This window comes from Bradyrhizobium sp. 147 (assembly GCF_023073935.1).
GTDB lineage: Bacteria > Pseudomonadota > Alphaproteobacteria > Rhizobiales > Xanthobacteraceae > Bradyrhizobium.
Genome location: NZ_JADPKL010000023.1, coordinates 1 through 24204, shown reverse-complemented (window position 1 = coordinate 24204; position 24204 = coordinate 1). Strand labels below are relative to the sequence as shown.

Here is a 24204-nt window from a genome sequence, read left to right as displayed (position 1 = left end):
GGCGGATGGATCGTCTCAAGCTGAAGGCCGTGCTCGGCAGTCATCCCCATGTCCAGGCGGTGAAGAGCGGCGCGCTCCGCTCCGACCTGTTCGATCTCGAGTTCATCGAGTACAGCCCGACCAACACCGCGTTCAAGCCGATGGTGCGCGGGCAGGCCTTCGATGTCTGCGAGATGGCCATCGTGACCTATCTGATGGCGAAGGCGCACGGCAAGCCGCTGGTGCTGCTGCCGGCCACCATTCTCGGCCGCTTCCAGCATGCCTACGCGCTGTACAATCCCGCGCGAGGAACGCTCGGCCCGTCCGACCTCGAAGGCAAGTGCGTGGGCATTCGGTCCTTCACAACGACGACCGGCGCTTGGATCAGGGGCATTCTCGCCAACGACTACGGCGTCAAGCTCGACAAGATCCGGTGGGTGACGTTCGAGGATCCGCATGTCGCCGAATATGTCGACATCACCGAGCGCGCCCCGAAAGACAAGAAGATTCTCCAGATGCTGGTCGACGGCGAGCTAGACGCGGTGCTTGGCGAGAGCTCGGTCGATCCCAAGCTGAAGCCGCTATTCCCCGATCCGGCCGCGGAAGCCGCCAAATGGTATGCCCGGCGCGGCGTCGTGCCGGTCAATCATCTCGTGGTCATGACCGAGCAACTCGCCAAATCGCGTCCCGATATCGTCGTAGGCGTTTATGATCTGCTCAAGCGGAACAAGGAGCAGGTGGGACCTGCGGCCTTGCCGGATCTCATTCCATTTGGCATCGAAGCGAACAGGAAACCATTGGAACTGATCGTCGATTACGCGTTCCAGCAGGCGCTGATTCCGCGCCGCTACGCGGTCGAGGAGCTCTTTGACGAAACGACACGAGGGCTGAACTGATGGCGGATCCGAGGCGATGGCAGGTCGGGCTGGTTGGCTATGGCGAGGTCGGCAGGATCTTGGCCGAGGATTTGCGCCAGCAGGACATCAAGGTATCTGCCTACGACATCAAGCTCGGAGGCGAGCAGAGCGCTTCACTGGAGGAGCATGCCGCGAAATTCGGCGTGGTGCTCGCAGGCTCTCATGCCGAGCTGACCGCGAAGTCCGATTTCATCATCTCCGCGGTCACGGCCAGCCAGGCTGTTCCGGTGGCAAAAGCCTGCGCAGGCGCGATCAACCAAGGCACCTGGTTCCTGGACTTCAATTCGGCTTCACCGGGCGCCAAGCAGCGCGCTGCTGCACTGATCGATGGCGCTGCCGGTCGCTATGTCGAAGGCGCAGTGATGACTTCGGTGCCGCCGTATCGCATCAAGGTGCCGCTGCTGCTCGGCGGCGCGGGCGCGAGAGAACTCGAGCCGCTCCTGAATGCGATCGGATTCTTGGCGAAGGTTGCCAGCGACAAGCTCGGCGTGTCCTCCGCGGTGAAGATGTGCCGCAGCATCATGATCAAGGGCCTGGAAGCCATGGTCATCGAAAGCTTCACCACGGCGCGAGCCTATGGCGTGGAAGATGCCGTGCTGGCATCGCTTACGGAAACTTTCCCCGCGATCGACTGGGAGAAGCAGGGCGCCTATTTCTTCCAGCGTGTGATCGAGCACGGCCGCCGCCGCGCCGAGGAGGTACGGGAGGTCGCCGAAACCGTGCGCGAGGCGGGACTGACGCCCTGGTCCGCGCAGGGCACCGCCGAGCGGCAGGCCTGGGTGGCCGATCTCGCCGATGAAGGGCTGTTCGGCACCAAGGGCACCAGGGAGTTCGCCCGTAGCGCTGACTGGCGCACCGAGGCGGATCGGATCCTCGCGAAGATCAATCGCGCAAATAATCAGCTCAAGATCGTTCCACGGAGCTGAAAGCTCACGACCTGGTCGCGGGCGCGTTCGATCAGGTCAATCAGATTCCTGGACTTGAGGGCGAGTTGCTCCGTGGCCGGTTGCGTGCGGAATTCGGCCAGCACCGCGCGAACGCATTTGTCGGCGGCGTCGAGCGTCCAGAGCGTCCGGTTGACATCATCCTGCGTCCGGATCCCCGAAATATCGAGATCCGAAAGAACGTGGCCGATGCCGTCGAGCCGCTTCACCGCCGCGTCGGTGGGCGTTCCGGTCTGCTTGGAATGATGGTCGATGCTGCTGAATGCGCTGAACATATCGATACTTTCCCGATCGCACGCAAATGATCGGTCCGAGTCCTAGTTATGACCGGCGCGGCGGGCCTCGCAATGCGTGGAGTTACGGTCCGGGATTCTACCGAATTGAGTCAGCGGTAACATTGAACGGAAGCAGCCAGTAATCAGGGCCGTTTCCCGACAATCGTACCGCTGCGGACCGGCCTTGCCGTGGACGGAGCGACTCTGCGGTGTCGCGACATCAGCTCTGGGGGCGAAGCAGATTCGGCCGCTGCCGCTCAAATGTCTGTCGGCCAGCCTTGAAGCCCATCACCAAGTCAGGCAACTCCGCGATGACGAAGCGGCTGTCTTGCGTATCGAGCACGACGAGGTCGGCGGGGTTGCCGACCTTGATGCCGTAATCGCCAAGGTTCATCAGCCGCGCCGGCAGCTCAGTCACGAGATCGAGGCAGGTGTCGAAATCGCTCACGGCGGCGTGGGCGACGTTGGCATAGAAGTTTGCCATCCGCAGCAGCGAAGCGTCACCGAACGGTGTGAACGGATTGAGGACGTTGTTGGTGGCAACCGAGCACACCACTCCATTGTCGGCCAGCTTGTGGGCGAGCGTCAGCCCGCGCGGCGCATTGTGGGTGGCCTGCCGTCCCATCAAATAGAGATCGGTCGCGGGCAGCACGGTCACCGCAACGCCTGATGCCGCCAGCTGCGCGGTGGCCGCCTTCATCCGTTGCGGCGGCAGTGCCGAGAGCTTTGTGGCGTGGCCGATTGCGACGCGTCCCCCATACTTGCGCCGTTCGGTCTGGCGGCAGACCTCGTCGAGATGCCACCAAGAGGGATCGAGATCGAAATCGAGATGGAGATCGACATCGGCGTCGAACGTCTCGGCGAGATCGAAGATGCGTTCGAGATGGGCGTTCGGGTCGGTGTCCATATAGGGACAGCCGCCGATCACCTCGCCGCCATCGCGCAGCGCCTGGATGAGCAACTCCTCAGCTCCGGGGTCGTTGGTCAGGCCTTCCTGCGGGAAGACGCAGAGCGACAGGTCGATCGCCCAGGCATAGTCGCGCTTCAGCGCCTTAACCGCCTCGAAGCCGCGCAAGGCGATGCGCGGATCGATCTCGACATGAGTGCGCATGCGCGTCGTGCCGTGCACGATCGCGCGCTCGAGTACCCAGGCGCCGCGGGCATAGACGTCCTCGACGGTGAAATCGCGCTTCATCGCGGCCACGGCGCGGATAGCGTCCGAAACACTGCCGTGATCGTGCCCACAGCGGCCGAGCAGGCATGCTTTGTCGAGATGGATGTGGGTATCGACGAATCCGGGCAGGGCAAGGCGGCCGCCGATATCGACCTCGGGCGCGTCGCAGGCGAGCTTTGGCTCGATCGTGGCAATACGCCCGCCTTTCACGCCGATATCGACGGGCGCGGCGGATGATCGCAACAGCGCGTTACGAAAGATCAGGTCGAAGGCGGACTGGGTGATCATGGCTTCGTCGGATTTTGCTGTCAGAGCCTAGCGGAAGCTGCCGAGGCGGGCAGTACCGAATTGTGTGCAATTTTGGCGCTAAACTGTTCAAAAAATATGCATGCAGTTCAGGGCGCGAGCTGTAAGATGTCGACACCCCGGAGAACCCGCCATGTCCGCCTTTGCAAAAGCCGAACTGCCGATGACCGATGCCAAGATCGTCGAGGCCTATTTGACGGCCTCAATGAAACCCGACCCCGACGCCGCCGCGACCTATATGAAGCCGGGCACGGTGATCACATTCACCGGCGGACGTGAGTTCGATCATCCGCGCGGGCCGACAGCTTTCAACGCCAAGCGGTATCGCTGGGTGAAAAAGAAGATGGACCGCTTCGATGTCTGTCCCGGTGCGGACGAGACGATCGTCTACAGCGTTGGCACGCTCTATGGCGAGTGGATGGACGGCACGCCGTTCGAGGGCAATCGCTATGTCGATCGCTTCGTCGTCAAGAGCGGGCAGATCGTCAAGATGGACGTCTGGAACGACAGCGCCGAGCGCATTCTGGTCCAGCGCGGGATCGAGGCCTAACTCCTGCGCGCGATTTTCGGCAGCTTGACGACGCGGTCGCTCGCCACCTCGTCGGCATAGGGCGCGAGAATGTCGAGGAGGTCGCGGCCGCGCAGCGGGGCAGGGGCGACTAATGCCCGATTGGCTACCGAATCGAGGTGATGGTGCATCAATTCCATCACCTTGGCTTCGTCGCCTTTGGCGAGCGCAGCAATGATGGCGCGGTGCTCGTTGATCGCGCATTCCGTCGAATGCGGTCGGCTGTACAGCGACAGCGTCAGGCAGCAGCGATAGGCGACCTCGCTGACATAGCGCACCAGGATCGGGCTGTTCGTCATGTGCGCAAGCAGGATGTGAAATTCGGTGGCGAGCCGAATCGAGACCGCATCCGTGCCGCCGCGCGCCCGGTCCTCGGCATCGACATGCGCGTTCAGCTCGGCGATCTGGCTTTTGGTCAGCTTGCCCGCGAGCTGGCGGACCACGAGCCGCTCGAGCTGGATGCGGATGTCAAAGGCATCTCGCGCCTCCTGCCAGCTCGGCGTCGCCACCACCGCGATCCGGTTGCGGCGCAGCTCGACAAGGCCTTCGGCGGCAAGCTGTCCCAGCGCGTGGCGGGCAATGGTGCGGCTGACGCCAAAGCGCTCGCCAAGCGAATCCTCAGGCAGCTTTGCGCCGGGTTCGAGCGCCTGCTCGATGATCGCGCGCCGCAGTGCGCGGCAGATCACGCCGACCTTGTCAGATGATTCAGAAGTCTTGCTGGTGGGGCGCGCCGCCATTCGGCGAATCCTTCGGAGTGGGTCGCAGCCCTCTCCTTAGCACACCCTGCGCCGATCCAGCGTTTCAATTGCATGCAGTTTGGTGTCGCGATTGCCTAAATCGGAACCGCAATTTTGGTACGCTGTTCGGTAAGTTGCTTAATATTCTGCGGACGTCGGCGACTGGCATCTAGCTTGCATACACTTTGGGTGTGATGCGCATGCAACCCAACGCCAAATTTGACCGGCAGCCTCTTCCTGACGGCTTCGGTCTGGTCGCCATCCAGCTGTCCGAGACCGCCGTGACCTTCGGGCGCGGCGACCGGGCCGTGTCCGCGCTGTCGAAGACGACGCTCCGGATCGCCGACGGCGAGTTTGTCGCGCTGGTCGGCCCGTCGGGATGCGGCAAATCGACCATCTTACGTCTCGTCAGCGGCCTGGTGCAGCCGACCAGCGGCGTCGTCATTGTCGGCGGCCGCGAGGTGGCAGCGCGGGCGATGCGGGTCGGCATGGCTTTCCAGAATCCGACCATGCTTCCGTGGATGACGATCGAGCGAAACATCATGCTGCCGCTGAAGATCGTCGAGCCGTTCCGCTCCAATTTCCGCAAGCTGCGCAAGACCGAATTCCGCGACAAGGCCAACGCGCTGCTGGAGCAGGTTGGCCTCAAAGGCTTCGGCAATCGTTACCCCTGGCAGCTCTCCGGCGGCATGCTCCAGCGCGCCAATCTCTGCCGCGCACTGATCCACGAGCCGCGCATGCTGCTGCTGGATGAGCCCTTCGGCGCACTCGACCAGTTCACCCGCGAGGAGCTGTGGACGATCCTCCAGAATCTCTGGATGACGCGCAAGCCGACGGTACTGCTGGTCACGCACGATTTGCGTGAAGCCGGCTTTCTTGCGAGCCGCATCTGCGTGATGAGCGCGCGTCCCGGCCGCATCCTCGACGACAGCCGGGTCGAATTCGCGCGGCCGCGCAAGGTCGCCATGACCTTCGAGCCGGATTTCGTCGCGTTGAACCAGAAGCTGCGCGCTTTCATCGAGGATACGCGCAGTGCGGCTGAGCAGGGGGCAGGCTGATGTTCGGGATCGATGTCAGGCAGAAGGCGTGGTCGGCGGGACTGATCGTGCTGTTCTTCGTCGCCTGGGAGCTGTTCTGCCTGATGACCGGCATGTCCGACCTGGTGCTGCCGCGGCCCTCGCAGGTGTTCGTGACCCTGTTTCAGCGTTTCCCGGTGCTGTGGCCGCACATTGTGCAGACGCTGGCCACCACCATGTTCGGCTTCGTCCTCGGCGTTGCGCTCGGTGTCGCCCTCGGCGCCGTCATCGGCGTCTCCAAGACGGCCTATGACACCTGCTATCCGCTCCTGATCGGCTTCTCCTCGATCCCCAAGGTCGCGGTGGTGCCAATCTTCGTGCTGTGGTTCGGCTCCGGCACGGTGCCCGCGGTGCTGACCGCGCTGTCGATCTGCTTCTTCCCGATCGTTGTCAACATTGCCACGGGCCTGGCAACCACCGAGCCCGAGCTCGAGGACGTCCTGAAGGCGCTCGGCGCCAGCAAGTTCGACATTCTCTGGAACGTCGGTCTGCCCCGGACCATGCCGTTCTTCTTCGCATCGTTGAAAGTCGCGATCTCCTACGCCTTCGTCGGCGCGGTTCTGTCGGAGACGGTCGCCTCCAACCGCGGCATTGGCAACGTCATGATGACCGCGTCCTCCAATTTCAACGTGCCGCTGGTGTTCGCCGGGCTGTTCGTGCTCGCCGGGCTCGGCGTCGCGCTCTACGCCGTGTTCTCGCTGATTGAAGGGCGGGTCACCGGCTGGGCCACGCGCAAGAACGACGTGATCGCCACCTGATTTTCAAATCGTCACGCAACGGAGCTTGAGGAGATCTCGATGTTGAGAAACGTAATCGTCGCGCTGCTGGGATTGGCCCTATCCGCTGGCGTCGCCACGGCCGAAGACACCACGATCAAGTTCACGCTGGGCTGGAAGACGCAAGGCAGCGATGCCGCGTTCTTCTACGCCAAGGACAACGGTTACTTCAAAGAGGAAGGCCTCAACGTCGTCATCGACCAGGGCGAGGGCTCCGGTGCCACCGTCACGCGTGTCATGTCGGGCGCTTATGACGCCGGCTTCGGCGACGTCAACGCCATTATCCAGAACGCCTCGACCAAGCCGCAGGAGGCGCCGATCATGGTCTACATGATGTGGAACCAGCCGCCGTTCGCGATCGTCGCCAAGAAATCAAGCGGCATCAACACCATCAAGGATTTCGAGGGCCGCACGCTCGGAGGCGCGCAGGGCACGCCGACGACGCGGCTGATACCGGTATTCACCCGCAAGAACGGGCTCGATGGCGAGAAGATCAAGATTTCCAATATGGCGCCGAACCTCCAGGAGCCGATGCTGATCAAGGGCGACATCGACGCAGCGCTCGTCTTCAATATCACCAGCTACTTCAACCTCGTGCTCAACCGCCAGGACCCGGACAAGGATTTCAAGTGGTTCTCCTTCGGTGAGTACGGCCTCGATCTCTATTCCAACGGCGTGATGGTGTCGCGCAAGCTGATCGCCTCGAATCCGAAGGCTGTCGCGAGCCTCGTGCGAGCCATCAACAAAGGCGCGATCGCGGTGGCCAAGGACCAGAACGGCGGCATGAAGGCGGCGCTCAACTACGACAATCTCATCAATGCGGATGTCGAGAAGCGCCGGCTGCAATATTCGTTCGAGAAGCTGATCGTGTCGCCCGAGATGAAGGAAATCGGCATCGGCGACATCAAGGATGACCGCATGACGCGCGCCATCGCCATCGTGGTCGAGGGTTATCAACTCGCCCGCGCGCCGACGCCGGCAGAGGTGTTCTCACGCGAATTCCTGCCGCCGCGCGCGGAGCGGGAGTTGGTGTATACGGCCAACTGATCCTTGGAGAGACGGTGATAGCCGCGGAAATCTCGGCGTCCAGCCTGTTTCGTGGTCCTGACCGCGGCGTTGGCGACAATGTCGTGCTCCGGCACGACGGTGGGACGATCACGGATGTCTCGGAAGGAGCGGGGACCGCCAGGGGCCGGCGCTCCTTCGTCATTCCCGCCTTCGTCAACGCCCACGACCACGCCCGCGCCACTGCGTCATTCTTCGGCGCCGTCGGCATGCCTCTGGAAAGCTGGATCCTGCGGACTGCACTCGGCACGCCGGTCGATCCATATTTGACCGCGGCGTCCGCACTGGCTCGGTCGGCCAACGCGGGTTGCGCGGCCGTGATGGTGCATTACACCCGTCCGAGCGGGATGATGCCCCTGCTGGATGAAGCCAAGGCGATTGCAAGAGCAGCATCAGACGTCGGCGTCCGCATGGCTTTTGCAATGGCGGTGCGCGACCAGAACCCGATCGTCTATGGCGATGCCGAACCGGTGCTCTCGGGTCTCTCCAAGGAAGGTCGCAAGACCGTCGAAGATCTCTTCGTCCGCGCACCAATGTCACCGCGGGCCTATATCGAGCTGACCGAAGCGATTGCCGCTGCCATCGCCGGCCCGATGGTGGACGTCCAGCTCGGGCCCGCCGGCGTGCAATGGTGCTCGAAGCCGCTGCTGGAGGCGGTGGCGGAAAATTCGGCGCGGACCGGCCGTCGCATCCATATGCATCTCCTGGAAACCGTGTACCAGCGCGCCTGGGTTGATCAGCACTTCCCGGATATGGTGTGCTGGCTGCGCGACGTTGGCTTTCTCTCGGAACGGCTGACTCTGGCGCACTGCATCTACGCCCGGCCGGATGAGCTGGAGATGATCGCGGCGTCCGGCGCGCGCATCGTCACCAATTTCAGCTCGAACATGCATCTGCGCTCGGGGCTTGCGCCGATTGCCGCCGCCCATAAATGCGGCTGCGCCATTGCGGTCGGCATCGACGGGCTGGCGCTGGACGAGGATGATGATATCCTGCGTGAGATGCGGCTGGTGCAGATGGTTCATGGCGGCCTCGGATTCAAGCAGACTTGGACACCGGCCGAGATGTTTGCTCTCGCCATTCGCAACGGCCGCCGTGCGACCGGCGCGCCCGGAAGTGGCGAGTTGGCCACCGGCAATCCCGCCGACTACGTCGTGATTGATCTCGACCGGCTCGATCGTGACCAGATCATGCCCGTCGATCCCATGGTACTGCTGTTTGCACGAGGCAACGCGTCGCTCGTCAATGAGGTCGTCGTCGCCGGCAGGACAATCGTGAGGGATGGCGCCTGCACCGGCGTCGATCTGCCGGTGATCGAAGAGGAACTGCGGGGCATGTACCGCGCCAATCTCGGAAAGTTCGCGAACTTCCAGCGGACGTGGCTGCCGTTGTCGGAGCGACTGTCCGGCTGGTTCGAGCAGCAGCTCACCTGCGGATAGAGGGGCATGACGCCTCCCTGGCGCTGCGGTACATCGAAAAGCGCGATAGCTGGTAGGCGGCACCCGATCTGGTGATCGTTCCAGCTCTGGGCTATCACCTTGTATGATTGCGCGCCGGCGCAGTTGATGATCCCTTGAGGAGCCCCCGATGCGTCTACCGACTATTCTCCTGGCCGTCACATGTGTTGCAGCCGCAGCTTCAGCCGAAGACCTGTCGGGCACGCTCCAGAAGATCAAGGAGACGAAGAAGATCACGCTGGGCTATCAGGAGGCCTCGGTCCCGTTCAGCTATCTCGACGGCAACCAGAAGCCGGTCGGCTTTGCCATGGATATCTGTCTCAGGATCGTCGACGCCGCGAAACGGCAGCTCGGCATGCCCGACATCGCCGTCGACACTCTCGCGGTGACGTCGTCGAATCGGATTCCGCTGATGGTCAACGGCACGCTCGATCTGCATTGTTCGGCGACCACCAACAATGCCGATCGCCAGAAACAGGTCGCCTTCACCAACACGCATTTCCTCAGCGCAACGCGGTTCGCGGCGAAGAAGGCCGCGAAGATCAACACGATCGACGATCTGAAGGGCAAGGCCGTCACCGCAGTGGCCGGATCGGTCAACCTGACGCAGCTCGCCAAGGTCAATACCGAGCGCAATCTCGGCATCAACGTGATGCCGGCGAAGGACCAGGCCGAGGCCTTCCTGCTGCTGGAGACTGACCGCGCCCAGGCCTACGCACTCGATGACGTCCAGCTCGCGGTTGCGATCGCGCGGTCGAAGGAGCCGCAGCTCTACATGATCAGCGAGGAGGCGTTCTCGAAACCGGAGCCTTACGGCATCATGCTGCGGCGGGAGGATGCGCCGTTCAAGGCACTCGCCGATCGCGCCACCGCGGAGCTTTATGCAAGCCCCGAGATCGAGGTGCTCTACAAGAAATGGCTGCAATCGCCAACGCCACCGAACGGACTCAACTACAACGTTCCGATGTCACCGGCCTTGCGCAACGCCTTCAACAAGCCGAGCTCGAGCGCCGATCCTGATGTTTACGTGGTGAACTGAGGCGAGGGCGGCTTTCGCCTCTCCTGTAAGGAGAGGTGAAGACAGTGCGCCGGGCTGAGGATCAGCGCGCCGCTCGCCAGCGAGCGCTGATATTCGCGACGTTCCGCGACGGTGGAGGTATTGGACTAACGCAGCGAGCAGATGGATCACGCTTGGCTTGGGGAAAACCAGCAACAAGCGTTTCAATGCCAAATCGTAGGGCTAATCCTGATTGGCGTATGTGAGTCGGAGAAGCTGTATGGGCGTTTGGTTTTTAGTCCTAGCAGCCTGCGTCGTCGGCACGTTGCTCCTTTTGGCATTCTGCCGATAGGGCCGACAGCGGATGCACTTGTTGCTGCGAGGCATCAGCGAGCCGCTGAATAGCGGTTCCAGGCCGATGGCTTTTGACTGTGCATGGATGAGCGCGTTCACTTCCGGGATTGGAGGCGGACGTGAGTTGGTTGTTTGCGTTTCTCATTGCCGCGAGCGCAGTCGTTCTGATCGCTCATGCGATTGATGCGATGCGTTCCTGAAATTCGCGGCGGTTCGGGTCGCTAGCTCTGCAAGCGACCAGTGTCAATTCGAGGAACTTGACCTGCAGGTCAAGGTTGTCACAGCAGGAGGAATACGATCATGCTTGCGTTCTATCTGCCGATCATAATCTTCGGAGCGATACTCGAAGGAATTTCGAAGCAGCGCGCATCTGCATCCATCCAGGAACCGTCAAGCGTCGATTAGACTGCGATCCCCATGCTTAGACCCTCGGTGCGCGCCGGCGGCTTCAGCTCCTCGACGACGGGATAGACCTTCCACGGTCCAAGTTCTTCGGCCTCGCGATAGAAGCGCTCCTCATTCGGTAGATGTGCCGGTCCATGAAGCTCTCGAGCTTGCGCTTGAGCTCGACGACTTTTGGCGACATCGGGTGGAGCATCTTTCGTCTCCTTGATCGGTGGACATCGGCTGGATCAGCCGATTTCCAGCTAATCGGGCCCCGGAAGCTTCGGGAAAGACGCGGTCGGCAACGTCTGGTACCAGAACGCGACCGAGGCGATGTCGTCCTGCAATCAGGTATTTCGCCTCCGTGACGCCCGGCAGCCCGCCGAGCGACACCCCGATATATCGTCCGAGGATTGACCAAAAGGTGAAGGCCGCGCACGGAACGAACCCAGGCCTGATCGCGCTTCAAGCGACGCGGTATTCCCTGAACTTTTCGCGCAGCGCGGATTTGAGCACCTTGCCGGTGCCGGTCATCGGGAATTCGTCCAAAAATTCGACTGCGTCCGGCAGCCACCAGCTCGCAATCTTCGGGCGCATGTGGTCGAGCAGGGCCTTGCCGTCGACGTTCGCGCCCTTCTTGCGAACGACGAGGAGCAGGGGGCGCTCCTGCCACTTCTCGTGCGATATCGCGACCACGGCGGCCTGAAGCACATCGGGATGAGACAAGGCGACGTCCTCGAGCTGGATTGAGGAGATCCATTCGCCGCCGGACTTGATCACGTCCTTGGAGCGATCGGTCAACGTGACATGGCCTTGACTGTCGATCACCGCCATGTCGCCGGTGATCAGCCAGCCGTCGCGGTCGAGGCCTTCGTCGAGCTTCATGTAGCCGGAGGCGACCCAGGGGCCGCGGGCGCGCAGATGGCCGACGGTCTTGCCGTCGCGCGGCAATTCATTTCCGGCATCATCGACGATGCGCAAGGCGGTGCCGAAGCAGGCGCGGCCGGACACCTGGCGCCGGTCGAACTTCTCCTTCTCGCTGAGGTGCTCCGAGCCCGGCCGCAGGCCCGGCATCGAGCAGCCCAGGGCCTCGGTCATGCCCCAGGCCTGAACGTAGTCGATATTGTAGTCGTGCTTGAGCTTCTCGACCATCGCGCGCGGCGGCGCCGAACCCGACGACAACGTTGCGCGCAGCGCCGAGAATTTGTTGCCGGTGCGCCCGAGCCAGTCGAGCAGGATTAGCCAGAAGCTCGGCACGCCGGCCGACAGCGTCACTTTCTCGCCTTCGAGCAACTCATAGAGCTTGTCGGGCTCGTAGTTGCGGCCGGGCAGCACCAGCTTGGAGCCGGTATAGGGCGCGGTGAACGGCATGTTCCAGCCATTGCCGTGAAACAGCGGCGCCATCGGCATCATCACCTCGCGCACGCCTTCGACATGGCCCGGCAGAAAGTCGAAACTGCAGCAGGTCATGGTCTGCAAGATCGCGGCGCGGTGCGAATAGATCACGCCTTTGGGATTGCCGGTCGTGCCCGACGTGTAGCAGATGGTGGAGGCGGACTTTTCGTCGAACTCGGGCCAGGCGAAGCCGGCTTCGTTTTCCTTGTCCAGAAGCTCTTCATAGCAATTGAGGTTCGGCAGCTTCGTCTCCGGCATCCGTTCGCGCGAGGACATCACGACGTAGGCCTCGATCGTCGAGAGTTGCGGCGCGATCGCCTCGACGATCGGCAGCGTGGCACGGTCGATGAACAGCAGGCGGTCTTCGGCGTGATTGATGATGTAGACGAGCTGTTCCGGAAACAGCCGTGGGTTGACGGTGTGCAGCACATAGCCCATGCCCGGCGCGGCATAGAACATCTCGAAATGGCGGTGCGTGTTCCAGGCCAGCGTGCCGACGCGGTCGCCCTTCTTCATGCCGAGCCGCTTCAAGCCCAGTGCCATGCGCTTGATGCGCGGATGGGCATCAGCATAGGTGTAACGATGGATGTCGCCTTCGATCTCGCGCGCGACGATCTCGGCCTCGCCGTGGTAGTCGGCGGCATACTGGATCAGGCCGCTGATCAGGAGCGGCATGTCCATCATCAACCCCTGCATGGTCTCCTCCTCCACAGCCACGTCGTTGCATGGCCTACGCGTGTGATTGCGCGCGAGGTTAACGGAACGCCGCGCGACGTTCACGCAGAAAAGAACGCGCGTGATTGCATGCCGCACTTTTTCAGGGCTAACTTCAAGCGAACGGCCGGCGAAGTGGTGTTTGCCGTGGAGGAGACGAATGTCAGCGGAAAAACACAAGACCGGTGCAGCGGAGGAATCTAGCGTCGATATCTCCGCCCTCCGTGCGCGCTATCGCGACGAGCGCGACCGTCGTTTGCGCAGCGAAGGCAAGGCACAATATGTCGAGGTGACCGGCGATTTCGCTCGCTATCTCGACGATCCCTGGGCCGATCCCTGCCTCGCACGCGCACCTGTCAGCGAAGCGACCGAAGTTCTCGTCGTCGGTGGCGGCTTCGGCGGCCTCTTGTGCGGTGCGCGCCTTCGCGAGGCCGGCGTTGACGATTTCCGGATCGTGGAAAAGGCCGCCGATTTCGGCGGCACCTGGTACTGGAATCGCTACCCCGGAGCTGCTTGCGATACCGAAAGCTACATCTACCTGCCGCTCCTGGAGGAGACCGGCTACATGCCGGTGCGCAAATACGCGCGCGCTCCGGAGATCTACGAGCACTCCCGCCGTATCGGTCGTCATTTTGATCTCTACGCGCGTGCGCTGTTTCAGACGATCATCTCACGGATGGAATGGCAGGAGCAGGAGGCGCGCTGGTTGGTCGAGACTGATCGTGGCGATCGCATCTGCGCGCGCTTCGTCATTCTCGCCGGCGGTCCGCTGAGCCGGCCGAAGCTGCCCGGCATTCCCGGCATCGAGACGTTCAAAGGCCACAGCTTTCACACCAGCCGCTGGGACTACGCGTATACTGGCGGCACTGCAGAGGGCGATCTCACCGGCCTTGCCGACAAGCGCGTCGGGATCATCGGCACCGGCGCAACCGCCGTGCAATGCGTGCCGCATCTCGGGCGCTCGGCAAAGGCGCTTTACGTTTTCCAGCGCACACCGTCCGCGATCGGCGTTCGCGATGACCGTCCGACGGATCAAGCCTGGCCGCAAAGCCTCAAGCCCGGTTGGCAGCGCGAGCGCATGGACAATTTCACCGCGGTCATCTCCGGCGAACCGGTCGAGCGGGATCTGGTGCAGGATGGTTGGACCGGGCTGCTCGGCGAGATCCTGCTGGCGCCGCGCCGCCAGCCCCAGCCGGTGACCTCGCTGGAAGAGGCACTCAGGGTGATCGAGCAGGCCGACTACCGCAAGATGGAGGAGATCCGCGCCCGCGTCGATACGATCGTGCAGGATGAGGCGGCCGCGGCGGCGCTCAAACCCTGGTACAAGGCGTTCTGCAAGCGGCCGTGCTTCCACGACGAATATCTCGACACCTTCAATCGTCCCAACGTGCATCTCGTCGACACCAAAGGGCAGGGCGTCGAGTGCATCACCGAGAATGCGGTCGTGGTCGACGGTAAGGCCTATGAGCTCGATTGCCTGATCTATGCCAGCGGCTTCGAAGTCGGCACTGATTACGCCCGCCGCATGGGTTTTGAGGTCTATGGCCGCGATGGCGTCAGCCTGTCCGAGCGCTGGCGCGACGGCGTCAAGACGCTGCACGGCTTCTATAGCCGCGGCTTCCCGAATTGTTTCCTGATCGTCACGGTGCAGGCCGGTCAGAGCGCCAATTTTCCGCACATCATCGACGAGCAGTCGCAGCACATTGCCTATGTGATCGCAGAAGTGCGCAGGCGCAAAGCGCGAACCCTGGAGCCGACGCTCGCCGCCGAGAAGGCCTGGGTCGACGAAGTCGTCAAGGCTGCGCTCGGCCGGCAGACCTATCTCGCCGAATGCACGCCCGGCTACTACAACAATGAAGGCGTGTTCGATCCGATCGCGGCAAGAAACAGCCAATATTGGCGCGGGCCGATGGCATTCCTGCGGCTGCTCGACACATGGCGGAAGGAGGGTAATCTGGCCGGGCTGGACTTGTCCTATGATCGCGCCATGGAGTCGGCGCCTCCGAGTGGGTAAGATTGCGCCGCAGATCGGTACAGGACGGGAGATAGCGGATATGATCAGGGGCAGGGCTGTTGCGGGGGCGGCTTTTGGCGCGATGGTGCTGCTTGGTTGCCTGGCACCTGCGGTCAAGGCCGCGCAATGCGGCAGCTCGCCGGCGGGCTTCGAGGCCTGGAAGCGCGAGTTCAGTCAGGAGGCGCAGGGCAAAGGCATCGGCCCCACCGCGCTTTCGGCCTTAATGCAGACCAATTATGCCAGCGCCACCATCGCGGCCGATCGCGGCCAGCGCAGTTTTTCCCTGACGCTCGACCAGTTCCTTGCCAAGCGCGGCGCCGCCGCCATCGTTGCCAAAGGCAGGCAGCTCAAGCAGTCGCAGGCCGCCTTGTTCGCCTCGATCCAGCAGCGCTACGGGGTGCCGCCCGGGCCGCTGATCGCGATATGGGGCATGGAGACCGGTTTCGGCAGCCAGCGCGGCAACCAGAACATGCTGTCGTCGATCGCGACCCTCGCCTATGACTGCCGCCGTCCCGAATTCTTCACCGATCAGCTCTATGCCGCCTTGAAGCTGATCGACCGCGGCACGCTCTCGGGATCGACCCGGGGCTCCATGCATGGCGAGGTCGGCCAGACCCAGTTCATGCCCAAGAACATCCTGGCCTATGGCACCGGCAATCTAGAGGTGGCTGCCAACGCACTGAATTCGACGGCGAATTTCCTCAAAGCCCATGGTTGGCGCGCAGGAGCCCGTTACCAGCCGGGCGAGCCGAACTTCGCCGCCATCCAAGCCTGGAATGCTGCCGGCGTCTATCAGAAAGCGATCGCGCTGATGGGCCGGCAGATCGATGAGGGAGGAGGGGCGGCAGCATTGCGCTAAGCCGTTCAGCAAGGCGTGATGCGTCGATGCGAGAAAGTTGTTGCCATCAGGAACTGAGGGCACGAGGTTTGCTTTGATCAGGTTCAGGGGTGGGCATGAGGAGACTCAATATGGCAACCCAGATCGTGATGGACCAGACCGGCGATACACGCCACGAGTTTGATCCTGGCAATGCCGAAGCGCTGGCGCGAGCCGAACGGCGCTTTCGGGAGCTGACCGGAGCCGGCTTCACTGCGGCGCTGCGAACCGGGCCCGGCGAGGTCACCCGAATCAGATCGTTCGACCCGACCGCGGAAGAAACGCTATTCTATCCGCGCCTGGTTGGCGGTTGATCTGAGCTGCTCATGATTGCGGCAGTTTGGCTCCGCGCGCCGGCGCGTGCGCGTCTGCATGCGCTGCGTGAACTCTATCGGCGCTTCTTCGGCGAGAACACGCCGGATGCCCGTGGCCGCCGGCTGCTCTCCGAATGGCTGTCGCCCGCACAACGGGCGCAATTCGAGGAGCACCGGTATTTCGACGTCGTCGGCTGCGACACCGGCAAGATCTATCGCATTCATTACGGCACTGCCGCCAACGTCCACGAAATCGACGGTGAAGGCCGAGCGACCATGGGATGGTGCTTCGTTCCGTCAGGCTTCCTCGTCCCCGGCGACGTGATGCTGGCGCAGAAGATCGCCCTTGAGACCGACGAAAGGGGAGCGCTTGCGCTCGCCAATCGGTTTCCGCCGGCAACGCATTCGGAGCACTTCTACCGGCGCCCATTCTAGCGCCGGAAGGACATGGATGCGCCTGATGCTCACCTCGCCCCAACGCGGCGAGGTGAAGTAAGCTTGACGACGTCGGTCAGGAGTGCGTGGTGCGGTAGGCATCCAGCGCATGCGCAGCAAAGACGCCAACACTGCAAAGGGCAAGCAGGGCAGAGATCAGCTCGATCATAGCACGTCCTCCCCCAGCGGCTGGGCGACGAGATTCTGGCAGCATGAATATTCGTAGATCAGGTCGAAGAGGAATTGCATGGTGGCCGTCCCTGTATTTATTTTGACAACCACTTAACCGGCCATCTGTTTCAGGCGTGTTTCGTCGCATCGGGAAAGGGGTTTCGCCGGAACCCCGGGGCCGGTTTGTGCGCTGCGGTCCCGCTATTGCTCAAGCCTTTGGGCCGCGACTTCGCAGGCGGTGCATCGGATTGCGAGGCAAAATCATGGCGCAGGTCGAATGGTTCGACGATCTCTCCGTCGGAATGCGGTTCAGATCCCCCGAGGTCGAGGTCACCGAGGCCGACATCAAGCGGTTCGCTGCCGAATTTGATCCGCAGCCGATGCATCTCGACCACGAGGCCGCCAAGGAGACCCTGTTCAGGGGGCTCGCTGCCTCGGGATGGCACACCGCCGCAATTGCCATGAATCTTGCGATCCAGACCCGACCCTTTGGCCCGCATCCGCTCATCGGCGCGGGCGTCGATGGCCTGCGCTGGACGATGCCGGTGCGGCCCAACGACCGCCTCCATCTGATCGGGGAGGTCATGAGCCTGACGCCTTCGAAGTCGAAGCCGCAGGGCATCGCGTTGGTGAAGTGGACGATGTTCAATCAGAACGATGAGGAGGTTTACACCTTCACCCCGATCGCGATCGTGCCGCGGCGGAGCTGAGGTCGCCGGCGTCACCATTGACCCACGCCGCGCCGGAGATGCTTGCGGGCGGCCGGCAAGGTGGTCACCTCGGCCCCGGGGAAGGTCTTCGTCGATTTCGCGATCAGCCTGCCGGCTTGGTTCGAGGGATCGCGTCCACCGCGTCAACGAGACGGTCTTTCGCAAGACCGTGCTCGTTCTGTTGCTGGTATCAGGATTTCGTTGATCTAGTGCCCTAAACCCTGAACCGGCGCCGCGCTGGTGTCGCTGCCGTGATGCGTCAGCGGCTTCATGCCGGTGACGGTGCGCAGCAGCACATAGAACACCGGCGTCAAGAACAGGCCGAACACGGTGACGCCGATCATGCCGGAGAACACGGCAACGCCCATGGCGCGCCGCATCTCCGAGCCCGCGCCGGTGGAGAGCACCAGCGGCAGCACGCCCATGATGAACGCCATCGACGTCATCAGGATCGGGCGCAGCCGTAGCCGGCTCGCTTCGATCGCGGCGCGGATCGGCGTGCGGCCTGCGAACTCGAGCTCGCGCGCGAATTCGACGATCAGGATCGCGTTCTTGGCCGAGAGTCCCACGAGGACGATCAGGCCGATCTGGGTGAAGACGTTGTTGTCGCCCTTCGAAACCCAGACCCCGAACATCGCGGCCAGCAGGCCCATCGGCACGATCATGATGATCGAGAGCGGCAAGGTCAGGCTCTCATAGAGTGCGGCCAGCACCAGGAACACCAGCAGGATGGCCAGCGGAAACACCCAGATGCCGGAATTGCCGGCGATGAACTCCTGATAAGTCAGATCGGTCCATTCGAAGGCAAAGCCCGGCGGCAGCACCTCCGCGGCGATCCTCGTCGCCGCCTCCTGCGCCTGGCCGGAGGAGAAGCCGGGAGCGGCGGCCGCATTGATGTCGGAGGACAGGAAGCCGTTGTAGCGGATCGCGCGCTCCGGCCCCGCGCTCTGGCGGATCGTGAGCAGCGCCGACAACGGCACCATGTCGCCCGAGGACGAGCGCACCTTCAACTGCCTGATGTCGTCGGCGCGAGCGCGGAACGGCGCGTCAGCCTGCACGCGGACGGAATAAGTGCGGCCGAACTTGTTGAAGTCGTTGACGTAGTAGGAACCGAGGTAAATCTGAAGCGTGTTGAACACCTCCGTCACGGGCACGCCCAATTGGAGCGCCTTGGTGCGGTCGATGTCGGCGAACAGCTGGGGCACGTTGACCTGGAAGCTCGAGAACACGCCGGCGATCTCCGGGGCCTTCTGCATCGCCGCCATGAACGCCTTGGTCGCCTCGTTCAGCGCCTCATAGCCGAGACCGGCACGGTCCTCGATCTGGAGCTTGAAGCCGCCGATGGTGCCGAGACCATTGACCGGCGGCGGCGGGAACATGGCGATAAAGGCTTCCTGAATCCCCGCATATTTCTTGTTCAGCTCGGCCGCGATGGCGGGGCCGCTGAGCGAAGGGTCCTTGCGCTCGTCGAACGGCTTGAGGGTCGAGAACACGATCCCGGCGTTGGAGGAGTTGGTGAAGCCGGAGATCGACAGGCCCGGGAAGGCGACCGAGCTCTCGACACCGGGCTGGGTCAGCGCGATGTCACTCATCTTGCGGATCACCTCTTCGGTGCGGTCGAGGGTGGCGCCATCGGGCAGGCGGGCGAAGCCGACCAGATATTGCTTGTCCTGGCCCGGCACGAAGCCGCTCGGCACCTGCTGAAACAAGAGGGCGGTGAGGCCGACCAGGACCACGTAGAGGCCCATCACCGCGGCCTTGCCCGAGATCACTCTGGTGACGCTGCCGCTGTAATTCTCCGAGGAGCGCGTAAAAGCCTTGTTGAAGCCGCGGAAGAACCAGCCGAGCGTCTTTTCGAGGATTAGCGTCAGCTTGTCTTTCGGTTCGTTATGGCCTTTCAGCAGCAGCGCCGATAAGGCCGGGGACAGTGTCAGCGAGTTGACCGCGGAGATCACGGTCGAGATCGCGATCGTCAACGCGAACTGCTTGTAGAACTGCCCGGTCAGGCCGGAGATGAAGGCGAGCGGCACGAACACCGCGACCAACACCAGCGCGATCGCGATGATCGGGCCGGAGACCTCACGCATCGCCTGATAGGTGGCATCGCGCGGCGACAGCCCGGCCTCGATATTGCGCTCGACGTTCTCGACCACGACGATGGCGTCGTCGACGACGATGCCGATCGCGAGCACCAGGCCAAACAGGCTGAGCGCGTTGATGGAGAAGCCGAACACGTGCATCACTGCGAAGGTGCCGACGATCGACACCGGCACGGCCAGAAGCGGGATGATCGAGGCGCGCCAAGTCTGGAGGAACAGGATCACGACCAGCACCACCAGCGCAATGGCCTCCAGCAGCGTGTGGATGACGGCCTCGATCGACGAGCGCACGAACTGGGTCGGGTCGTAGACGATCTGATAGGACACGCCCTCGGGCATGTTCTTCTTGATCTCGGCCATGGTGGCGCGGACGTGATCGGAGATCTCAAGCGCGTTGGAGCCCGGCGCCTGGAAGATCGGGATCGCGACCGCCTGCTTGTTGTCGAGCAGGGAGCGCAGGCCGTATTCGGACGCGCCAAGCTCGATGCGAGCGACGTCGCGTAAGCGCACCACTTCACCACGCGCGCCAGTCTTGACCACGATGTCGCCGAACTGCTCTTCGTTCGCGAGCCGCCCTTCGGCATTGACGGAGAGCTGGAGATCGATGCCCTTGACGTTCGGGGAGGAGCCGACGACGCCGGCCGCGGCCTCGACGTTCTGCGCCTGGATCGCCCTCACGATGTCGCTCGCAGTCAGGCCATGCTCGGCGGCCTTCTGCGGATCTACCCAGACCCGCATCGAATAATCGCCGGCACCATAGAGCTGCACGTCGCCAACGCCGTCAATCCGCGCAAGCCGGTCCTTGACGTTGAGCACCGCGTAATTGCGCAAATACGTCATGTCGTAACGGCCGTTCGGCGAGAACAGGTGCACGACCATGGTGAGATCGGGCGACGACTTCTTGGTGATGATGCCGAGCTGGCGCACGACGGCGGGCAGACGCGGTTCGGCCTGCTGCACGCGGTTCTGCACCAACTGGGTCGCCTTGTCGGGGTCGGTGCCGAGGCGGAACGTCACCGTCAGCGTCATCGCGCCGTCAGTGGTCGCCTGGCTCGACATGTAGAGCATGTTCTCGACGCCATTGATCTGCTCCTCGATCGGCGTCGCCACCGTCTCCGCGATCACCTTGGGGTTGGCGCCGGGATAGGTTGCGCGCACCACGACGGAAGGGGGCACGACATCGGGATATTCCGAGATCGGCATCGCGAACAGCGAGATCAGGCCGGCAAGGAAGATCAGGACCGACAATACGCCGGCAAAAATAGGACGATCGATGAAGAATTTCGAGAGATTCATGGCTTTGCCCCTGGGCAATGTCTTGGTCGTATCCACATAGCTCAGCCGTCATTCCGGGGCGCGGGCGAAGCCAGCGAACCCGGAATCCAGAGGTGAAGTGGTCGGAGTTCGTAACTGCTGGATCCCGGGTTCGCGCTACGCGCGCCCCGGGATGACGGAAAGTATTAGCGTTGCACCACGTCCTGGTTGCTGTGGTTGGATGCCTGCTGCGGCCCTCGCGCGCCCATCGTCGCCACCTCCGTCTTGAGCAGGGCGCCGGGACGCACGCGCTGCAAGCCATTGACCACGACGCGGTCGCCGGACTTCAGGCCCGAGGTGACGACGCGCAGCCCATCGACGGCGCCGCCGAGCGTGACCGGCCGGTAGACCGCGCGGCTGTCATCACCGACCGCCATCACGAACTTCTTGTCCTGGTCGGTGCCGATCGCGCGCTCGTCGATCATAACCAGCGTCTGCTGCTTCGGTTGCCCCATGCGCACCCGGGCAAACTGGCCGGGGATGAGACGGCCGTCCTCGTTGGGGAAAACCGCGCGGACCCGGATGGTGCCGCTCTGACCGTTGACCTGGTTGTCGATCAGCTGGATGTGGCCCTTCGCCGAAAGGCCGCCGGAGGTCGTCATCTCCACCGGGATCTGGTCGAGCTTGCCGCGTTGGCCGGAGCCGTCTGCAATGGAATTCAGCGCGCGCAGCACCACCTCTTCGTCCGCGTCGAACGAGGCGTAGATGGGATTGACCGAGACCAGCGAGGTCAGCACGGGAGAGGCGGTGCCGGCGGCGACAAGATTGCCGACCGTGACCTCGATCTTGCCGACGCGGCCGTCCACAGGCGCGCGCACCTCGGTGTAGCCGAGATTGAGCTTTGCGGTCTGCAGCGTTGCCTCGGCCGCCTTCACGTTGGCGATCGCTTCACGACTGGCATTCTCGCGCTGGTCGTAGTCGCGCCGCGTCACCACGGCGTTGCCGACCAGCTGCGCGCCGCGCTCGAGCTCGCTCTGGGTGAAGACAACGCGCGCCTTGGCGGCTTCGAGCTGGGCGTTGGCCTTGTCGACCTCTGCCGCGTAAGGCGCCGGATCAATCTTGAACAGCACGTCGCCGGCCTTCACCAACGCACCTTCCGTGAAATTGGTCGACAGGATCGCCCCCGCGACGCGGGGGCGCAGCTCGACACGGTGGATGGCCTCCAGCCGGCCGGAGAAATCGTCCCACAGCACAGTCTGCCGCGGCTCGATCATCGCGACGGTGACGGGAACGGCTTGTTCGGCCGCGGCCGCGGCCGCGGGTGCGGTCGCTTGCGCCGCGTGAAAGTAGCGGCCGGTCGCGATCGAGCCGGCGACGGCGAGGGCGCCTACGATGGCGACTCCACCGAGGAGGCGGCGGAAACGGCCGGCGCGGGCGGTATTTTGGGAGGGATGCATTTGCGCGCTCCAGATATGTAGTGTTCACTACAGATGTGGAGCTGGATGCCGCAGTGCAAGATACTTATGTTTCATTCACGAAGAAAATTGTACGTCGATACCGCGACGATTGGAAGACACAAGAAAAGAAAGCCAGAACAAATAGATACGATCAGGCGTTAGGCCGCTACAGGACGCCATTCCGAGGAGACAGGCACATGGGCATGGGACGCCCCCGCGAGTTCGACGCCGAGATGGCGTTGGATCAGGCGATGGAAGTGTTTTGGCGCCATGGCTATGAGGGCGCGACCATTGCCCAGCTCACCGAGGCCATGGGCATCAATCCGCCGAGTCTCTACGCCTGCTTCGGCAACAAGGAAGGCCTGCTGAAGGCCGCGCTCGACCGCTACACCAAATTGCGCGCCGTCTGGATGGACGAGGTGGTCGCGGCACCCACCGCCCGCGCCGTCGCCGAGCGGATGCTGATGGGCATCGCCGACAAGCAGACCGATCCGGCGAATCCGCCCGGCTGCCTACTGGTGCAAGGCGGCATCGCCTGCGGTACGGGCTCCGAGAACGTCCCGTTCGAGCTCGCCGCCCGCCGCGCCCAGAACGAAGACCAGCTCCACGACCGTTTTGTTCGGGCCAAAGCCGAAGGTGATCTGAAGGAAAGCGCCGATCCCGCCGCGCTCGCGCGCTACGTCTCCGCCGTCGCGGTCGGCATGGGCGTGATGGCGTCCTCGGGCGCGGAGCGCGAGGCGCTGCGGCAGGTGGCAAGTGTCGCCGTACAGGCGGTCGAGGCGCAGTCGGAGCGAGAGTAGAGGCGAGCGGGAGGGCTTTGTGGTGAACGTCGATCTGAGATCGCAGAACGGCCAATTAGCTCAGGTCGTGTAGGTCCTTTCCAAGCGGCGGTGTCAGATGAAACCTCGAGAATACGACTTCTAGCCCCGCCCGTTCCGGTGTGCAGGCCATCGGCCCCACAAGATAAGAGCTCGCCGCCGGAAACGGTGCTAGCCGCATGAGGGGCCAGTACTTGCCGTCGGCCGAAACTTGCAAACGAAGGACGCCGTTGGCGACGGTCGCGCGCACCCAGACATCGCCAGCATCATGCTCATAGGATGCCGTGGCCCAGTCCGATCGCTCGTTGGTTAACACGCTCGCGAGCATCGCGCGGCCGTCCGAGAGTTCGATCCCGGCCTTGACCCAATGCTCCGCATCGACGCGCACCATGATGCCCGCCTGATCGTAGAGCGCCTGGAAATCGCCCTGAACGCGTAAACTGGCCGTGAATGCTTCGCCGGTCGGGAAGCCCAGGAAATGCCCGCTGTCGCGATTAAAGCCGTAGTGGGTTTCGCGCCAGAAGTCGGTGCCTTTGTCAGTGATGATCTTTAGGCTATCGCCCTCAGCCGTCCATCGTTCCGGTTCATTGAGCCACACACCGTCAGCTCTGCGGAGAGTCATCTCTAACCTCGATTGCCGACGCCTGCCGGACTCAATCCATCTGCCGGACAAGCGTGGCGTTGCGCAAACCGAGATCGAGCGCGGATGCACTGCCTCGCGCCTTCGACAATTGGCCTGACGTCGAAGCGCGCGCGTTCGAAGCCGCGATGCCTTCCGAAACGTTAACGGCGTCGCGCGATGTCGGATTCACGATCGGCGATCATGCAAGTCTGCGCCTGTTTTGCCCGACGAGGCTGGGCAAGAATTACTCGTTAGCGGAGTGAGGCGGGTGCGTGCCGGCCGATTGCGAGCGGAGGCTGTATATTTGTCCAGAAG

The 24204-nt window shown here is 63.0% G+C and carries 21 protein-coding genes and 1 pseudogene; 14 read left to right on the top strand and 8 right to left on the bottom strand.

Going from position 1 to position 24204, the window contains the following annotated elements:
• The first annotated feature begins 5 nt into the window (after positions 1 to 5).
• Together IVA87_RS05450 and IVA87_RS05445 are read left to right on the top strand one after the other, a co-directional pair.
• A complete protein-coding gene (locus tag IVA87_RS05450) occupies positions 6 to 875 on the top strand; it encodes a hypothetical protein (RefSeq protein WP_247304565.1) in 870 nt (289 codons plus the stop codon).
• Complete coding sequence (locus IVA87_RS05445; protein WP_247304629.1) at positions 872 to 1822, top strand: DUF1932 domain-containing protein; 951 nt, start codon at positions 872 to 874, stop codon at positions 1820 to 1822. The genes IVA87_RS05450 and IVA87_RS05445 overlap by 4 nt, the downstream gene beginning before the upstream one ends.
• On the opposite strand, the gene IVA87_RS05440 is transcribed toward IVA87_RS05445, so the two are convergent.
• Positions 1795 to 2115 (bottom strand): hypothetical protein, encoded by a 321-nt coding sequence (locus IVA87_RS05440; protein WP_247304563.1) that lies wholly within the window; start codon positions 2113 to 2115, stop codon positions 1795 to 1797. The two genes, IVA87_RS05445 and IVA87_RS05440, sit on opposite strands and share 28 nt — an antisense overlap.
• A gap of 220 nt (positions 2116 to 2335) precedes the next feature.
• Positions 2336 to 3577, bottom strand: coding sequence for an amidohydrolase family protein (locus IVA87_RS05435; protein ID WP_247304560.1), 1242 nt, complete (start codon positions 3575 to 3577; stop codon positions 2336 to 2338).
• 151 nt (positions 3578 to 3728) lie between these two features.
• Between IVA87_RS05435 and IVA87_RS05430 the strand changes: the two genes are divergently transcribed.
• Positions 3729 to 4145: a nuclear transport factor 2 family protein gene (locus IVA87_RS05430; protein WP_247304557.1), complete on the top strand. Its 417-nt coding sequence runs from the start codon at positions 3729 to 3731 to the stop codon at positions 4143 to 4145.
• On the opposite strand, the gene IVA87_RS05425 is transcribed toward IVA87_RS05430, so the two are convergent.
• Positions 4142 to 4900, bottom strand: coding sequence for a GntR family transcriptional regulator (locus tag IVA87_RS05425; protein ID WP_247332961.1), 759 nt, complete (start codon positions 4898 to 4900; stop codon positions 4142 to 4144). The two genes, IVA87_RS05430 and IVA87_RS05425, sit on opposite strands and share 4 nt — an antisense overlap.
• A 200-nt stretch (positions 4901 to 5100) precedes the next feature.
• Here IVA87_RS05425 and IVA87_RS05420 point away from each other — a divergent pair, with 200 nt between their 5' ends.
• From IVA87_RS05420 to IVA87_RS05400, 5 genes are all read left to right on the top strand, one after another.
• Positions 5101 to 5958, top strand: a complete 858-nt coding sequence (locus IVA87_RS05420) for an ABC transporter ATP-binding protein (RefSeq protein ID WP_247304551.1) — start codon at positions 5101 to 5103, stop codon at positions 5956 to 5958.
• Positions 5958 to 6734, top strand: coding sequence for an ABC transporter permease (locus IVA87_RS05415; protein WP_247276874.1), 777 nt, complete (start codon positions 5958 to 5960; stop codon positions 6732 to 6734). Before IVA87_RS05420 ends, IVA87_RS05415 begins: the two co-directional genes overlap by 1 nt.
• 39 nt (positions 6735 to 6773) lie before the next feature.
• A complete protein-coding gene (locus IVA87_RS05410; RefSeq protein WP_247304547.1) occupies positions 6774 to 7799 on the top strand; it encodes an ABC transporter substrate-binding protein in 1026 nt (341 codons plus the stop codon).
• A gap of 17 nt (positions 7800 to 7816) precedes the next feature.
• Entirely contained in the window at positions 7817 to 9256 is a 1440-nt protein-coding gene (locus IVA87_RS05405) for an amidohydrolase family protein (protein WP_247332965.1), read from the top strand.
• 148 nt (positions 9257 to 9404) lie between these two features.
• Positions 9405 to 10313: an amino acid ABC transporter substrate-binding protein gene (locus IVA87_RS05400; protein WP_247304545.1), complete on the top strand. Its 909-nt coding sequence runs from the start codon at positions 9405 to 9407 to the stop codon at positions 10311 to 10313.
• A gap of 734 nt (positions 10314 to 11047) precedes the next feature.
• Here IVA87_RS05400 and IVA87_RS35280 read toward each other — a convergent pair.
• Positions 11048 to 11223 (bottom strand): annotated as a pseudogene (locus IVA87_RS35280) (acyl-CoA dehydrogenase); the annotation flags it as partial.
• A gap of 251 nt (positions 11224 to 11474) precedes the next feature.
• Positions 11475 to 13100: a long-chain fatty acid--CoA ligase gene (locus IVA87_RS05395; protein ID WP_247304542.1), complete on the bottom strand. Its 1626-nt coding sequence runs from the start codon at positions 13098 to 13100 to the stop codon at positions 11475 to 11477.
• Between the two features lie 178 nt (positions 13101 to 13278).
• On the opposite strand from IVA87_RS05395, the gene IVA87_RS05390 reads away from it, so the two are divergent.
• From IVA87_RS05390 to IVA87_RS05370, 5 genes are all read left to right on the top strand, one after another.
• Positions 13279 to 15132 (top strand): NAD(P)/FAD-dependent oxidoreductase, encoded by a 1854-nt coding sequence (locus tag IVA87_RS05390; protein WP_247332960.1) that lies wholly within the window; start codon positions 13279 to 13281, stop codon positions 15130 to 15132.
• Positions 15133 to 15172: 40 nt separating this feature from the next.
• Positions 15173 to 15991, top strand: coding sequence for a lytic murein transglycosylase (locus tag IVA87_RS05385; RefSeq protein WP_247304536.1), 819 nt, complete (start codon positions 15173 to 15175; stop codon positions 15989 to 15991).
• A gap of 110 nt (positions 15992 to 16101) precedes the next feature.
• Positions 16102 to 16323: a hypothetical protein gene (locus IVA87_RS05380; protein WP_091888574.1), complete on the top strand. Its 222-nt coding sequence runs from the start codon at positions 16102 to 16104 to the stop codon at positions 16321 to 16323.
• A 12-nt stretch (positions 16324 to 16335) separates the two neighbouring features.
• Positions 16336 to 16758, top strand: a complete 423-nt coding sequence (locus IVA87_RS05375; RefSeq protein WP_247304533.1) for a hypothetical protein — start codon at positions 16336 to 16338, stop codon at positions 16756 to 16758.
• Between the two features lie 434 nt (positions 16759 to 17192).
• Positions 17193 to 17639, top strand: a complete 447-nt coding sequence (locus IVA87_RS05370; RefSeq protein WP_247304530.1) for a MaoC family dehydratase — start codon at positions 17193 to 17195, stop codon at positions 17637 to 17639.
• Between the two features lie 206 nt (positions 17640 to 17845).
• Here IVA87_RS05370 and IVA87_RS05365 read toward each other — a convergent pair whose 3' ends face one another.
• Positions 17846 to 21034 carry a multidrug efflux RND transporter permease subunit gene (locus tag IVA87_RS05365; RefSeq protein WP_247332959.1) on the bottom strand — a complete coding sequence of 1063 codons (3189 nt, stop codon included), beginning with the start codon at positions 21032 to 21034 and terminating at the stop codon, positions 17846 to 17848.
• Between the two features lie 164 nt (positions 21035 to 21198).
• Entirely contained in the window at positions 21199 to 22449 is a 1251-nt protein-coding gene (locus IVA87_RS05360) for an efflux RND transporter periplasmic adaptor subunit (RefSeq protein WP_247332958.1), read from the bottom strand.
• Positions 22450 to 22646: 197 nt separating this feature from the next.
• Between IVA87_RS05360 and IVA87_RS05355 the strand changes: the two genes are divergently transcribed.
• A complete protein-coding gene (locus IVA87_RS05355; protein WP_247304524.1) occupies positions 22647 to 23249 on the top strand; it encodes a TetR/AcrR family transcriptional regulator in 603 nt (200 codons plus the stop codon).
• Positions 23250 to 23304: 55 nt separating this feature from the next.
• On the opposite strand, the gene IVA87_RS05350 is transcribed toward IVA87_RS05355, so the two are convergent.
• The gene (locus IVA87_RS05350; protein ID WP_247304522.1) at positions 23305 to 23889 is read right to left on the bottom strand and encodes a DUF1349 domain-containing protein; all 585 of its coding nucleotides are present in this window, start codon (positions 23887 to 23889) and stop codon (positions 23305 to 23307) included.
• Positions 23890 to 24204: the final 315 nt, after the last annotated feature.

Coding starts and splice junctions, on each gene's coding strand:
- IVA87_RS05450 (WP_247304565.1), top strand. CDS start 6: ATGGATCGTCTCAAGCTGAAGGCCGTGCTCGGCAGTCATCCCCATGTC.
- IVA87_RS05440 (WP_247304563.1), bottom strand. CDS start 2,115: ATGTTCAGCGCATTCAGCAGCATCGACCATCATTCCAAGCAGACCGGA.
- IVA87_RS05435 (WP_247304560.1), bottom strand. CDS start 3,577: ATGATCACCCAGTCCGCCTTCGACCTGATCTTTCGTAACGCGCTGTTG.
- IVA87_RS05430 (WP_247304557.1), top strand. CDS start 3,729: ATGTCCGCCTTTGCAAAAGCCGAACTGCCGATGACCGATGCCAAGATC.
- IVA87_RS05425 (WP_247332961.1), bottom strand. CDS start 4,900: ATGGCGGCGCGCCCCACCAGCAAGACTTCTGAATCATCTGACAAGGTC.
- IVA87_RS05420 (WP_247304551.1), top strand. CDS start 5,101: ATGCAACCCAACGCCAAATTTGACCGGCAGCCTCTTCCTGACGGCTTC.
- IVA87_RS05415 (WP_247276874.1), top strand. CDS start 5,958: ATGTTCGGGATCGATGTCAGGCAGAAGGCGTGGTCGGCGGGACTGATC.
- IVA87_RS05410 (WP_247304547.1), top strand. CDS start 6,774: ATGTTGAGAAACGTAATCGTCGCGCTGCTGGGATTGGCCCTATCCGCT.
- IVA87_RS05400 (WP_247304545.1), top strand. CDS start 9,405: ATGCGTCTACCGACTATTCTCCTGGCCGTCACATGTGTTGCAGCCGCA.
- IVA87_RS05395 (WP_247304542.1), bottom strand. CDS start 13,100: ATGCAGGGGTTGATGATGGACATGCCGCTCCTGATCAGCGGCCTGATC.
- IVA87_RS05390 (WP_247332960.1), top strand. CDS start 13,279: ATGTCAGCGGAAAAACACAAGACCGGTGCAGCGGAGGAATCTAGCGTC.
- IVA87_RS05385 (WP_247304536.1), top strand. CDS start 15,173: ATGATCAGGGGCAGGGCTGTTGCGGGGGCGGCTTTTGGCGCGATGGTG.
- IVA87_RS05380 (WP_091888574.1), top strand. CDS start 16,102: ATGGCAACCCAGATCGTGATGGACCAGACCGGCGATACACGCCACGAG.
- IVA87_RS05375 (WP_247304533.1), top strand. CDS start 16,336: ATGATTGCGGCAGTTTGGCTCCGCGCGCCGGCGCGTGCGCGTCTGCAT.
- IVA87_RS05370 (WP_247304530.1), top strand. CDS start 17,193: ATGGCGCAGGTCGAATGGTTCGACGATCTCTCCGTCGGAATGCGGTTC.
- IVA87_RS05365 (WP_247332959.1), bottom strand. CDS start 21,034: ATGAATCTCTCGAAATTCTTCATCGATCGTCCTATTTTTGCCGGCGTA.
- IVA87_RS05360 (WP_247332958.1), bottom strand. CDS start 22,449: ATGCATCCCTCCCAAAATACCGCCCGCGCCGGCCGTTTCCGCCGCCTC.
- IVA87_RS05355 (WP_247304524.1), top strand. CDS start 22,647: ATGGGCATGGGACGCCCCCGCGAGTTCGACGCCGAGATGGCGTTGGAT.
- IVA87_RS05350 (WP_247304522.1), bottom strand. CDS start 23,889: ATGACTCTCCGCAGAGCTGACGGTGTGTGGCTCAATGAACCGGAACGA.